At 36.1% G+C, this 12,769-nt stretch carries 20 protein-coding genes; all 20 read left to right on the top strand.

The features are described from left to right. Positions 1 to 67: 67 nt before the first annotated feature. Entirely contained in the window at positions 68 to 526 is a 459-nt protein-coding gene (locus BM390_RS06345; protein ID WP_089853492.1) for a class I SAM-dependent methyltransferase, read from the top strand. Positions 527 to 532: 6 nt separating this feature from the next. Beyond that, positions 533 to 946: a single-stranded DNA-binding protein gene (gene ssb / locus BM390_RS06340; protein WP_089853489.1), complete on the top strand. Its 414-nt coding sequence runs from the start codon at positions 533 to 535 to the stop codon at positions 944 to 946. Between the two features lie 12 nt (positions 947 to 958). Beyond that, positions 959 to 1,525, top strand: coding sequence for a hypothetical protein (locus BM390_RS06335; protein ID WP_089853486.1), 567 nt, complete (start codon positions 959 to 961; stop codon positions 1,523 to 1,525). Continuing rightward, positions 1,503 to 1,643 carry a hypothetical protein gene (locus BM390_RS15400; protein ID WP_177220643.1) on the top strand — a complete coding sequence of 47 codons (141 nt, stop codon included), beginning with the start codon at positions 1,503 to 1,505 and terminating at the stop codon, positions 1,641 to 1,643. Before BM390_RS06335 ends, BM390_RS15400 begins: the two co-directional genes overlap by 23 nt. A gap of 224 nt (positions 1,644 to 1,867) precedes the next feature. Then, entirely contained in the window at positions 1,868 to 2,269 is a 402-nt protein-coding gene (locus tag BM390_RS06330) for a hypothetical protein (protein ID WP_089853483.1), read from the top strand. Positions 2,270 to 2,424: 155 nt separating this feature from the next. After that, on the top strand, positions 2,425 to 2,703 hold the full coding sequence (locus BM390_RS06320) for a hypothetical protein (RefSeq protein ID WP_143103145.1): 279 nt from the start codon (positions 2,425 to 2,427) through the stop codon (positions 2,701 to 2,703). Then, entirely contained in the window at positions 2,700 to 2,924 is a 225-nt protein-coding gene (locus BM390_RS06315; RefSeq protein WP_089853472.1) for a hypothetical protein, read from the top strand. Before BM390_RS06320 ends, BM390_RS06315 begins: the two co-directional genes overlap by 4 nt. A 14-nt stretch (positions 2,925 to 2,938) precedes the next feature. Further along, complete coding sequence (locus BM390_RS06310; RefSeq protein WP_089853613.1) at positions 2,939 to 3,349, top strand: beta-sandwich lipoprotein; 411 nt, start codon at positions 2,939 to 2,941, stop codon at positions 3,347 to 3,349. A gap of 399 nt (positions 3,350 to 3,748) precedes the next feature. Continuing rightward, positions 3,749 to 4,078, top strand: coding sequence for a hypothetical protein (locus BM390_RS06300; RefSeq protein WP_089853467.1), 330 nt, complete (start codon positions 3,749 to 3,751; stop codon positions 4,076 to 4,078). A gap of 313 nt (positions 4,079 to 4,391) precedes the next feature. Next, positions 4,392 to 4,949: a dUTP diphosphatase gene (locus BM390_RS06295; protein WP_089853464.1), complete on the top strand. Its 558-nt coding sequence runs from the start codon at positions 4,392 to 4,394 to the stop codon at positions 4,947 to 4,949. 20 nt (positions 4,950 to 4,969) lie between these two features. Continuing rightward, positions 4,970 to 5,359 carry a hypothetical protein gene (locus BM390_RS06290; RefSeq protein ID WP_089853462.1) on the top strand — a complete coding sequence of 130 codons (390 nt, stop codon included), beginning with the start codon at positions 4,970 to 4,972 and terminating at the stop codon, positions 5,357 to 5,359. 12 nt (positions 5,360 to 5,371) lie between these two features. Further along, positions 5,372 to 5,809 carry a DUF722 domain-containing protein gene (locus BM390_RS06285; protein ID WP_089853460.1) on the top strand — a complete coding sequence of 146 codons (438 nt, stop codon included), beginning with the start codon at positions 5,372 to 5,374 and terminating at the stop codon, positions 5,807 to 5,809. A 178-nt stretch (positions 5,810 to 5,987) separates the two neighbouring features. Beyond that, positions 5,988 to 6,302: a DUF898 family protein gene (locus tag BM390_RS06280; RefSeq protein ID WP_089853457.1), complete on the top strand. Its 315-nt coding sequence runs from the start codon at positions 5,988 to 5,990 to the stop codon at positions 6,300 to 6,302. 121 nt (positions 6,303 to 6,423) lie between these two features. Continuing rightward, a complete protein-coding gene (locus BM390_RS06275; RefSeq protein WP_089853454.1) occupies positions 6,424 to 6,741 on the top strand; it encodes an endonuclease in 318 nt (105 codons plus the stop codon). A gap of 114 nt (positions 6,742 to 6,855) precedes the next feature. Then, positions 6,856 to 7,410: a helix-turn-helix domain-containing protein gene (locus tag BM390_RS15630; protein WP_218161150.1), complete on the top strand. Its 555-nt coding sequence runs from the start codon at positions 6,856 to 6,858 to the stop codon at positions 7,408 to 7,410. A 1-nt stretch (position 7,411) separates the two neighbouring features. Then, positions 7,412 to 9,142, top strand: a complete 1,731-nt coding sequence (locus BM390_RS06265; protein ID WP_089853449.1) for a terminase large subunit — start codon at positions 7,412 to 7,414, stop codon at positions 9,140 to 9,142. 222 nt (positions 9,143 to 9,364) lie between these two features. Further along, positions 9,365 to 10,543, top strand: a complete 1,179-nt coding sequence (locus BM390_RS06255; protein ID WP_089853443.1) for a phage portal protein — start codon at positions 9,365 to 9,367, stop codon at positions 10,541 to 10,543. Then, complete coding sequence (locus tag BM390_RS06250) at positions 10,536 to 11,126, top strand: HK97 family phage prohead protease (RefSeq protein WP_089853440.1); 591 nt, start codon at positions 10,536 to 10,538, stop codon at positions 11,124 to 11,126. The genes BM390_RS06255 and BM390_RS06250 overlap by 8 nt, the downstream gene beginning before the upstream one ends. Beyond that, entirely contained in the window at positions 11,101 to 12,504 is a 1,404-nt protein-coding gene (locus tag BM390_RS06245; protein WP_089853437.1) for a phage major capsid protein, read from the top strand. The genes BM390_RS06250 and BM390_RS06245 overlap by 26 nt, the downstream gene beginning before the upstream one ends. Next, positions 12,446 to 12,757 (top strand): fibronectin type III domain-containing protein, encoded by a 312-nt coding sequence (locus tag BM390_RS15840; protein ID WP_089853432.1) that lies wholly within the window; start codon positions 12,446 to 12,448, stop codon positions 12,755 to 12,757. The genes BM390_RS06245 and BM390_RS15840 overlap by 59 nt, the downstream gene beginning before the upstream one ends. The last annotated feature ends 12 nt before the right edge of the window (positions 12,758 to 12,769 follow it).

Here is a 12,769-nt window from a genome sequence, read left to right as displayed (position 1 = left end):
CGTACAAATGTTCTACTCTAAACCAAGACGTTACACTTACATTATTTTTATTTAGGAGCCTATCAAAATGAAGAAAATACTTGATGCATGTTGCGGTAGTCGCATGTTTTGGTTTGATAAAGAAAATGAGGATACTTTGTACATGGATAACCGAACGCACTACGAAGAATTAGAGAGTGGCCACGTTATAAATGTATCACCGGATATAGTTGGTGATTTTAGAAATATGACTTTTGAAGATGAATCTTTTCACTTGGTCGTGTTTGATCCACCGCATTTATTAAGAGCAGGAGATGAATCCTGGTTAGCTAAAAAATATGGAAAATTAAACAAGGATACATGGAAAGATGATATTACAAAAGGATTCGATGAAAGCATGAGAGTTTTAAAGCAGAATGGAACTTTAATCTTTAAGTGGAATGAAGAACAAATTAAATTAAAAGAAATTTTATCAGTAATTGATTACAATCCTCTTTTCGGTAACAAACGAGGAAAAACACACTGGGTTGTATTTATGAAAGGATGATTAAACATGTTAAACAGAGTTGTTTTAGTAGGTCGATTAGTCAAGGACCCAGATTTGAGATACACACAAAGCGGTAAAGCGGTAGCTAACTTTACTATCGCAGTAAATGAACCATTCACAAATCAAAACGGTGAAAGAAAAGTAGATTTTTTTGATTGCGTCATTTGGAACAAGCCGGCGGAGAATCTCGCCAATTATATGAGTAAAGGTAAATTAATCGGTGTAGATGGTAGTTTAAGAACCCGCAAATACGATAACAAAGAGGGTAAAAGTGTGAAGGTTACTGAAGTATTAGCTGGATCCGTACAGTTTTTAGAATCTAATAAGAACAATAAACAAGAAGCGGTTGATTATCCAAGAACGGCACCGCAAACGCAAAGTGAACCGATTGATATTTCAGATGATGATTTACCATTTTAGGAGTTGATGGTTTTGGACGAAAGAACAAGATTATTAATTGAGTTAGACAAAATGATTGCTAATGATGCACCTACACACGAATTACAAGCAATGCTAGATAAGATTTATCCAAAGCGTGTTGCTAAGCGGAAGAAGTTACAGAGAAAGTCACATAAAGAATTAACGAAAGAAGAGCGTGAGTATCTTTTTGACTTGAACGGAGTTAAGTACACGAGAGCAAACGGATACACGGACCAAGAACTTAAAGAGATTATCGATTTAAGGTTTATCAAGCAATGGACTGCAAAAGAGATCGCTATCGAATTGAATCGTACGACATCCGCGGTAAAAGGTAAGATACGATATTTAATCAAAACAGATGAACGTGCGAAAAAATACTTTAATCAAGAACAAAAGCTAAAAGAAGAAAAGATACTACGCAGAGAAAAGCAAGTACTTGATCTTGTGCGCGAAGGTAAAACGAATAAAGAAATTGCTAAGTTGGTACCGGGGGTTTCGAGCAGTAGTAACGTCACGAAGATTAAAAGCAAATATCAAATGATTCTTGGTGATAAACGTGTCAAGAAAACAGTTTATTGACTTACTCAATAAATTAGGTATTTACCAAGCTAAACAGATGACGGATGCAGAACTTGTCACAATCTATCTAGAATTGAAGCGGGTAGAAGAGTTAATCAAGGAATACAGCAAACAATGAGGTGTGTATATGAGATACTCCGAAATACTTGATGCTAAGAAGCGGATACACGTTATACAAGAACTTGCTAATAAGTTTGACTATCACGATGTGCAAGATAAATCGTACGAGAAGCTTGTTAGTATACTTACTCATTTTAGAGCGTCAGACATCAATCATGATCATCCCTTCGATATATGGTTCTGACGTAGTTGAGAGAAACTGTTCATTAAGGAGGTAACACTTTGAAAGTTAAAGAATTCGAAAATGGACTTGTTATTAAACATCGTAAGTCAGCTATTTTTTTCGAGAATGCAGAAGGCAAAAAAGAAAAAGAGGAGCGTTTTGTATATAGGTTTTCATCAGAAGAATTTAAAGTCTTTACTGATTATATTAAAAAAATTGCAAATGAATCTTGGACTAATATAGCGCCTAAAGAAGCCCATAGCATGGGTTCTGATTATGACGAATACTATGACCGCCGATATGATGATAACGGCTATTTATCCCTTTTAGATGATGGGATTTCTATTAGAGCACCTTATTGGTCAGTTGATACACTTTACCAATTTAACAAAGCTAAAATTCAATCGTTTATTTATGATTTGGACCAAAAGTTACTGCGTAGTTCGAGTGAAACTACGTAATACATGTTAAGGGAGAGATAGCGAGATGTTAAAAAAATTAGCAGTCTGGTATTTAAGAAAAAGTAACTGTTCTGTACTTATCGGATTTGAGGTGAAAGGCGGATATGTAAGATCGATTAAAGGTAATACGTTTATTTATGACAACGAGTTATGCGATGTCAACTATAGAACAAGCGACAACCAACGTTTGTTTCTACCGAAAGGGAAATTCAGTATACAACAAAGGAGATGAAGAAGTGGAGTTAGATATTGAAAACACACGAGTGACCATATTGTTAAATGACAATAACAACAAGGTTTATGCGGTTGCCATGACAAAAGAAAGACTTGAAGCAATAACAACAGCTATAAAAATGGCAATAGAATACGCTGTACCGACTGGAAAAACGCAGGGAGAACTTGTTAAATTTTTAGAAATGGAGATGAAGAAATGAAGCTAAAAGATTTAGGGTTCACTTCATTGCTTGTGACGCTTGTAGCGGTTGCGTCTTTCATACTTATTGGTTTTTTTATTAGAGGAGTATATTTACGCGATCCACTTCTCGGTGAAGTCTTTATGTACGGTATACCAATAATCATTTTATTGGCAACGGTTGTAATGTTTTTATTATGGCACTTTGATATAGATGAAAGTTTCCATGGACCGAACGAATGAAAGGTGATGAAGGAATGAAACAACGAAAAACGATTTTACTAAGTATGGTCTTATTAACAATGTTATTGAGTGCTTGTTCTTCTGCAGCGGATACGGTGTCACACAACATCAGCAAGGATTCAGACGAATTTAGAGTAATCAGACGTGTAGTGTTTTATAACTCACTTACTGACACTTATATCATGGAGATGGTCGGAAACATCAGTGTAGACCTTGACCGCGACAACGTTATTGAAGTCGTTGCAAAAGTCGGTCCTGATAAATACCAAAAGCATTATCTAGGACTGAGCGACAATGTGACGTATACAGTCGAACAATTAAGAACGTCCGATGTATCGGAATATGATTATAAGATGATTTTCAAGCCGGAAAAAATTGTACCGATTGATATAGAATACAAAACTGAGGAGGAAGTGACGGAATGAGATTCGTAATACTAAATTCTTATAATTTATATAAACCTGCAGGTTTAACTTTATCTCCGAAATACGAAAAAGTATATATCAGAGCTGACTTAATAGAATCTATCAAAAGTTGTGAAACGCATTCTTCAATACTCGTTGTAAATGAAGGTGTTGCGCGCTCGTATCTAGTTAAAGAGACGCCTGAAGAAGTATTCGACACGATAAAGGATGTGACGGGATGATCATAGCATTTCAAATAACCCTATTATTTATCATTATTATTAGTTTCATAGGTTTAGTTGCTGAAAAAGAAGATGTTAAACGACAAGAATTATTGTTCACGTTAATCATATCGATAACGATATCCACATTACTAGCTTTTGCTAATTAAATAAAAATGAAAAAAAGGACGTGTTTAGAATGATTAAAGTATTTTGCCAACCAAGAAAAAGCGGAAAGACAACGAAACTTATTAAGATGGCTCACGAATCCAACGCTATCATAATAGTCAATAGTTCAGATCAAGCTAAAGAGGTTAGTTTTATTGCTAAGCGTATGGGTTTAGTTATTCCTAAGCCGATATCAGTCGATGAATATATTAGTTCTTATGATAAATATAAAAGATATCCCTTATTAGTCGATGAGGCACAAAGTGTACTAAACAGGCTGTTAAAAGGAAACATCCAAGCAATGACGATTACTGATTACGATGAAACTATAGACTACGATAAATTAGGTTATTATTTATGAAACGTCACGATACGGAACTAGCTGAGATATTACACAACGTAGAAGCATATATAAAAGCTTTAGAAGAAACAAACGAACGATTAGAACAATAAAATGAACAATTGCAAAAAGAACTAATTAAAGTGCAATCGAGAGGAATTTGATTTTGATGATATTTAAAATATTAATACTTTATATAATCGTAACAATTGCATGGATGCTATTAGAGAAAATCATATATGGTCAAACACAACCGAGATTAGTCGATGATATTGTAGCGATCGTATTAAGTATTTCTTTATATTACAATTTTAATTAAAAGGAGAACGTGAACATGGATTTAAAACAGTTGTTTGAAACGCAGCGAAAACTAGATGAACGCATAGTCGCAGAAAAAGGATTACAAGGTAAAGATCTTCTTGCAGAAAAGTATTTAGCGTTGAGGACAGAATTAGGAGAACTTGCAAATGAGTGGCGAGGATTTAAGTTTTGGAGTGAAGACCAAAAACCGAGAACGAAAGGTAGCTGGGTTTGCTATACAGGGGTTGAAAATGGTGATTTTATTAATCTTTATGAAAATCCATTGTTAGAAGAATACGTCGATTGTCTGCATTTTTTGTTATCTATCGGAAATGAATATCATTTTTCTGTCTATACAGCACTTAAACCGACTGGATTGGATTATACGATCTTGCACCAATTTAACCAACTATTTAATCATGTGGAATCGGTTAAAAATTGCATGTCTATGGGTGTGTTAGGTTCGTATGAAATGTTGTTTAATGGTTTTTTAAATTTAGGAAGATTGCTAGGTTTTACAGACGAACAGATAGAACAAGCCTACTACGACAAAAATAAAACCAATCACGAGAGACAATATAATGGTTATTAAAACAGTCAGTGAGTGATTATATGACTAACCAGAAGCGGATAGATGAGAACCTAGAAGAAGTGAAGAACTATCATAAACAGATCATGAAGCTATCGGAAGAAGATAAAGTAGACAAGATATACTTGTTATCAAAACAGCTTGTATTCATCGGTCGATTGGCTGCGATATTCTCGGAGATTCATAGGAACATATACGTTGAGCGTAAGCGTATTTACAACACAGAGTACTTAAAAGCTAAACAAAGCAAAGCAGTACATGCAGAGCTTGCTATTATCGATATAAGACAACGAGAAGCGGATGCATACAACAATTATAAGCGCTGGAATACAGCTTTTATTACAACACGAGAAGAAATTAACGCATTGAAATACAAAGTTAGAATCGATTTAGAAGACGGATCAAGCAGATAGGCGGTAGATAATGTGCAGGAACTAAAGACAACCAAGTCAACATTTAAAAAAGTTGAATCAGAGTGGTTTAACTATTATCGGACGTTACAAGAAAGTAAGATGCTAGAAGACGCGATACTTTATCCGTACGATGATAGTAACAACGATCCAACAGTTGTAGCTGGTAAGAACAGTGTAAGAGACACAACAGACCCGACAGCAGATAAAGTAATCAGACTGACTAAACATAAGCAACTTAATTACTTACGTGAGATTACAAGTGCAATTGAAACAGTGTATAACGCATTGCCTAAAGATCGGAAGCGGTTAGTACATGAAAGATACTGGTGTAAGGACAATAATAAAGATTGGGAATACGTTGCGAATCAATGTTCTGTAAGTAAGAGGCAAGCGTTGAGATGGCGTGATGAAATGGTTCAAGCGACAGTTGAAGTTCTAGGTTGGAGGTAACATGTCACTTTAATGTCACTTTTGGCCTTCTAATCTGTGATATTATGTTAATGTGGAATACATCTCCTTAGTTAGGACATTCGTGCAATCGGTGCGGGTGTCCTTAAATTTCACCCTTCTATTTCTTTTCTGTTATGGTAAAATAAAACCATGTCAAATTATACTAAGGAGTGATTGTATGACAGGAGAAACAAAGTCGTATTTTGATGGAGGGTTGTTGCAGTTGATAGGTTGGTCGTTATTAGGCGGACTCATCACCGTAGCAACGATAGGCATTATGTATCCGTGGGCTTTATGTAAAGTGTATGGATGGAAGATTAATCACACGGTGATTGAGGGTAGACGACTGAAGTTTACAGGCTCGGCTGTTAGTCTATTCGGCCGATGGATCAAGTGGCTATTATTAACTTTTATAACATTAGGCATTTATGGTTTCTGGGTACGCATCGATCTAGAGAAGTGGAAAGTTAAGCACACGATATTTATTAACTAAATAGTATTATCTGAGGCATCTCATAGTGAGGTGTCTTTTTTATCGTCTATTGATTACAGCGCACAATAAAAAAGGATTAAGTTCCTGCGCTGTCATGAGTAGATATAGAGAGGTGATATGTATGACAGCGAAACAGACGAATCCTTTTTACAAGACTAAAAGGTGGAGACGGAAACGAGAGAACATACTTAAACAGCATGACTATCTATGCGCTGAGAGTAGACAGTACGGTAACAATAGACAAGCAGAGATGATACATCACATCTATCCGTTAGAATATTATCCTGAGCTAGCTTATGAAGATTGGAACTTGCTACCTTTAACGAACAGTGTACACAATACATTCCACGATAGAAATACGAATGAAGTCATTGATAGAGGTATCTATTGGCAGAGTAAACGGAAGAAAGAGTTTGATAGATTCTATGAACGCACATGAATAACCCCCCCTCTTATTAATAGGAATAACAGTATCATAGGGACCGGCGGGGGGAACTTTTTCCCTCTCCAGCAAGTTTTAAAAATTTCAGAATGTCGCTAGGAGGTGAGCGTATTGAATTTTGGAGAGCAGTTAAAATCATATCGTAAAAAGAAAAACCTTACTCAAAAACAACTCGCTGAAATGCTAGATATTTCTCGAAATTATTTGTCTGAAGTCGAGCGTAGCAAGAAGAACGCGAGTGACGAACTAAGAGAAAAAGCATCTAGTTTATTTAAAAAAGAAAAGAGCGAGCCACAAAAAAATGTGGAGTTTCTAACAAATAAACAAGATTTAAAGATGATGTATAAAAAACGAGTAATTAGCGACATGAAGTCGCTGAACACGTATAAAATTGAATTTGAACAAATTATCGATATCTACACTGATCTTCTCGTTCAATATCGCAATGCCTTGGATCAATATAAAAAAGAAAAAGAACATCTCGATATCTATATGAACGAAACAGGTAAAAAACCTGCTTTGGTTTTAATCATAGAAAATCTAAGAAAAGATATCATCACATACTCTGACAGACTAACGTTGAATCCAAAATCTATCCAAAATGTCATTTCGGATAGTAAACCTAAATCAAAACTAGCGGAAGCTTTGAAAGCGTTTGGTCAATAACATGAACGAGACTGAAGTGTTAGAGTATGCGCGATCAGTTGTTGAAAAAAGAAAAATAGCAGGAAAAGAAATAGTGCAATCATGTCAACGTTATTTAGATGACTTAAAGAATCCTAAATATGATTTTAAAACGAAAGATGCCGATTTTGTTATAGGAATTATCGAAAGAACAATTGTTCATGACAAAGGCGAAAGACTAGACGGTTCACCATTAATGGGTGAGCCTTTTATTTTGGAGTCATGGCAGAAATTCATTGTTTATAACCTTCTAGGTTTTTTTGAAAAAGGCACAATTAAACGCCGATATAAAGAAGCGTTTATATTCCTTCCAAGAAAAAATGGTAAGACGAGATTCATCGCTGCGCTTTCTTGGGGATTAGCTTTATTACAAAGAAGGTCTGGATCAACCATATACATCGTAGGCGCAGCACTTGAACAATCTATGCAGTCGTTTAACTTTATTAAGTATAACTTAGATGAAATGGGAGAGAGCGACAACTTCCGTATTCGTGATAACAACCAAGAGCATTCTATCAGTGGTGATCTTGGAGACGGAAGTGTATACATCAAAGCTTTAGCGGCTAATCCAGATGCGCAAGACTCACTTAACTGTAACGTAGGTATAGCAGATGAATTGCACGCATACAGAACACCTAAACAATACAACGTCATCAAAGAAGCGATGAAAGCATACACAAACAAGTTAATGATTGGCATCACGACAGCCGGCGACAACATGAATAGCTTTTGCTACAACAGGTTGAAGTATTGTCAAAAGATATTAGACAAAACGGTAACAGCAGAAGAGTACTTTGTTTTTATAGCTAAAGCTGATGAAGACGAAAATGGAGAAGTAGACTACACCAGTGCAGAACAACACGAAAAAGCTAATCCAAACTATGGCGTAACTATTCGTCCAGAAGATATTATGAACGATGCCGAGCAAGCGCAAAATGACCCGCAAGGTCGAAAAGATTTCTTTGCTAAGTCCTTGAACATATACACAAGTGCTATGCGCGCTTACTTTAACATCGAAGAGTTTAGAGCGAGTGACAATAAATATAGTTGGACACTAGAAGAGTTAGCTAAATTACCAATTCAATGGTATGGCGGTGCTGATTTATCTAAATTGCACGACTTAACAGCAGCGGCTTTATACGGTCGTTATAAATATAAAGGTAAAGATATCGACATTGTTGTTTCGCACGCATTCTTCCCGATTAAAGCAGCGTACAAAAAAGCAGAAGAAGATAACATTCCCTTATTCGGATGGAAAGACGATGGCGTGTTGACAATGAGTAATACACCAACAGTTTCGTATGATGACATCATTAACTGGTTTAAAACGATGAAAAGAAAAGGTTTTAAGATTAAGTTGATTGGTTATGATAAAAAATTCGGTCAAGAATTCTTTTTAGGCATGAAGAGAAGTGGATTCCGCATTGTTGATCAACCGCAATATTTCCACAAAAAATCACAAGGATTCAGAAGAATAGAAGTTAAGGTTAAGAATGGTGAATTTTATTACTTAGGTAATCAAGCGTTTGAATATTGTGTTCAGAACGTGAGAGCTATCGAAAAAACAGATGACATGATCCAGTATGAAAAAGTTGATGGTGATGGCGGTACGCAAAGAATTGACTTATTTGATGCATCCGTTTTTGGTGCGGTTCAAATGTTAGAGGATTTAGAAAAAGGAACGACAGCAAGTAAATGGTTAGGTGGTGATTAATATTTTAAAAGAGATAATTAAAAAAATGTTAAAATCGGCTTTTTCAACACCGAAATATGTATTTTTATTTATAAAAGAGAATACAAGCGACTTGTTAATGCTTATTGGGATTTCCTTTATCTCAGTAGGTTTTTTTATATGGTCAACTATTATCGGTTTCATCGTAACAGGAATTTTAATAGTGGGGGTGTCTCTATTGATTCATAAAGGAGGTGTTTAAAGTTGGGTTTTTTATTAGGAAGACAAAGAAGTCCATCAAATTCTAGAGGGTGGCTAGAAACTCAAACCGCATACGAAAGTTTAGCGATTCCTGGCTATTCAAGATTGTCGCAAAGTCCAGAAGTTAAGATGGCTGCATCAAAGATAGCTGAATTGATTTCAAGCATGACGATTCATCTGATGGAAAACTCGGAAGATGGAGACGTCAGAGTGAAAAACGAGTTATCAAAAAAGATTGACATCAATCCTTACTCACTAACAACGAGAAAAGCATGGATTTACAACATTGTCTATACGATGTTGATTGAAGGTAAAGGAAATAGCGTTGTTTATCCTAAAACTAAAAATGGATTAATTGATGACTTGATACCATTAAATCCATCAAAAATTAGGTTTGTTAGTGCAGACAACTCATATCAAGTTGTATATCAAAACAAATCGTATGATCACGATGAAATACTTCATTTTATGATTAACCCTGACCCAGAAAAACCTTATATTGGTACAGGATATCGCGTTGTACTAAAAGACGTTATTAACAATCTTAAACAAGCAAGCGAAACAAAGAAAAGTTTCATGAGTGGTAAATATATGCCGTCATTAATCGTCAAAGTGGATGCAAATACGGCTGAATTATCAAGTGAGGAAGGTCGTAACGGCGTATACAAAAAGTATCTTAATTCTACTGAAGCAGGACAACCTTGGATAATACCTGCAGACTTAATCGATGTACAACAAGTAACACCTTTATCGCTAAAAGATATAGCCATTCACGAGTCGGTTGAAATTGATAAAAGGACTGTCGCTAGTATTTTCGGTGTACCTGCTTTCTTCTTGGGCGTAGGTGATTATAAAAAAGAAGAGTATAACAATTTTATCAACTCTACTTTACTGCCAATCGCCAAAGGGATGGAACAGGAACTAACAAGAAAACTTTTACTTAGTTCTGACATGTACTTTAAGTTCAATCCACACAGTCTGTATGACTATGATTTAAAAGAACTGTCGGAAGTATTCTCTAATCTTTATGTCCGTGGTTTATCTCCTGGTAATGAAGTGAGAAATAAATTAGGGCTCACACCATTAGACGGATTAAATGAATTGGTTCTTCTAGAAAACTATATTCCGTTAGATAAGATTGGTGAACAAAACAAATTGAAAGGTGGTGATGTTAATGAGTAGAGAGAAAAGACAAATGAGAAGTATCTCTGTCGATTTAAAAACAAGAGCAGAAGATGACGAGATGGTCATTGAAGGTTACTTTGCTGTTTTTAATTCAGAGACAGAACTTTTTAGAGGTGCTTATGAAGAAATCTCTCCCGGCGCCTTTGACGATACATTAAGTAATGACATTAGAGCGCTTATCAATCACGACACAGGTCTTGTTCTCGGTAGAAACAAATCGGGTACTTTAGATTTGAAAACTGACAGTAGGGGTTTGTGGGGGTCAATCAGAATCAACGCAAATGATTCTGATGCTGTCAATCTTTATCAGCGTGTAAAACGTGGTGATGTAGATCAGTGTTCTTTTGGTTTTAATATCATCAGCGAAGAAACGGATTTCCGTGATGACGGAACAGTCAAGTGGACGTTAAAAGAAATTGATTTACACGAAGTGTCTGTTGTTACGTTTCCTGCTTATGCGGATACAGGAGTTCAAGCTAGAAAAAGAGATTATGAAGATATACAAAAACGGAAACTCGAAACTAAGAAAAACAAATTAAAGGAGCGTGTTAAGAATGGCTTTAAAGCAACTGATGCTTAAAAGAAAAATCGATCAACGTAATAGTGAATTAGAAAAGGTGCTAGAACGCGACAAAGACTTTAAAAAGCGTTCGGAAGAGTTAGAAGCATCAATCGAAGAAGCTCAAACAGACGAAGAAGTTGAAGCTGTTGAAGAAGAAGTTAAAACTTTGGAAGAAGAGCAATCTGAAAATGACAAAGAAAAGCAACGCTTGCAGGATGAAATCAAAGATTTAGAAACAAAGTTAGACGATATGGAAGATGACGAACCAAAAAACGTTGACGAAACAAATGAAGAAAGAGATAAAAAAACAGAGGGAGTTGTTCGTATGAAAGTAAATAAAGGATTTTTTAAAGGTCAAGAACGTTCCACATCGGAGCAATTTGTTCAACGCGAAGAAGTAAAAATGTTTTTAACTGATATTCGTGAAGGTAATGTATTAAAAGAATCACAAATGAAGAAACGTGCTGTTAATGGTGCTGATTTAGGTATTCCGGATGTTATTCTCGGACTATTGCGCGATAACTTACATCGTTACTCTAAATTAATCAGCAAAGTTAATTTACGAGCTATTCCAGGTACTTCACGTACTAATATTGTAGGAGATATTCCAGAAGCTGTTTGGACGGAAGCTTGCGCGACATTAAATGAATTAGATCTTCGATTCTATCAACTGGAAATGGACGGCTATAAAGTTGGTGGATTTATTCCTGTTTGTAATGCCACTTTGGAAGATTCAGATTTCGACCTTGCAAACGAAATTTTGGATGCTTTAGGACAAGCGATTGGTCTTGCTGTTGATAAAGCGATTTTATATGGTACAGGTACCAAAATGCCTGTTGGTATTGTCACTCGACTTGCTGAAACGGTAGAACCGTCATACTGGGGTACTAACGAAAAAGTCTGGACTGACCTTTCTACTACTCATGTAGGTCAAGTTACAGGAGCAGATGCAAAAGAGTTTTACGCTAACTTAATTCGTTTCACTGGTAAAGCAAAAGCTAATTACGGTAACGGTTCTAAGTTCTGGGCGATGAACGAAACAACTTACACTGAAATTCAAGCGAAGTTAGTTGAGTTTAACGCAGCGGGCGCTATTGTATCTGGTGTTAATAATATATTGCCTATCATCAACGGTGATGTAGTTATTCTTCCGTTTATGGCGGATGGCGACATTGTCGGTGGTTATGGTTCTCACTACATCTTAGCGGAGCGTGCCGGTTCTTCATTCGCGCAATCTGAGCACGTACAATTTATCGAAGATAATACTGTTTATAAAGGTACCGCTAGATATGATGGTCGCCCTATCTTCGGTGATGGTTTCGTAGCAATTAACATCGATGGAAGCGCACCAACAACAACAGCGACATTCGCACCGGATACAGCTAATACGCCCTAATGCACCCGTCAACCTAACGGCATCCGCAACAACTAAGACTAAAACTGAATTAAGTTGGGATGCTGTTAGCCAAGCTGACGGATACAATATTTATAAAAACGGAGCGAAATCGACAACTGTCACTGGAACTAGTCATACAGCTAGTGGATTAACAGCTAGCACTGAGTATGATTTTTATGTGACGGCTATTAGCGATAAACACAAGACAGAATCTGAGGCAAGTAATGTAGTTACAATCACTACGACTGCTTAAAGGATGATTTAA

The sequence above is a fragment of the Halolactibacillus miurensis genome (genome assembly GCF_900116255.1).
In the GTDB taxonomy this organism is placed as follows: domain Bacteria; phylum Bacillota; class Bacilli; order Bacillales; family Amphibacillaceae; genus Halolactibacillus; species Halolactibacillus miurensis.
Note: the sequence above shows the minus strand (reverse complement) of the source record. Positions and strands in the feature narration are given on the sequence as shown.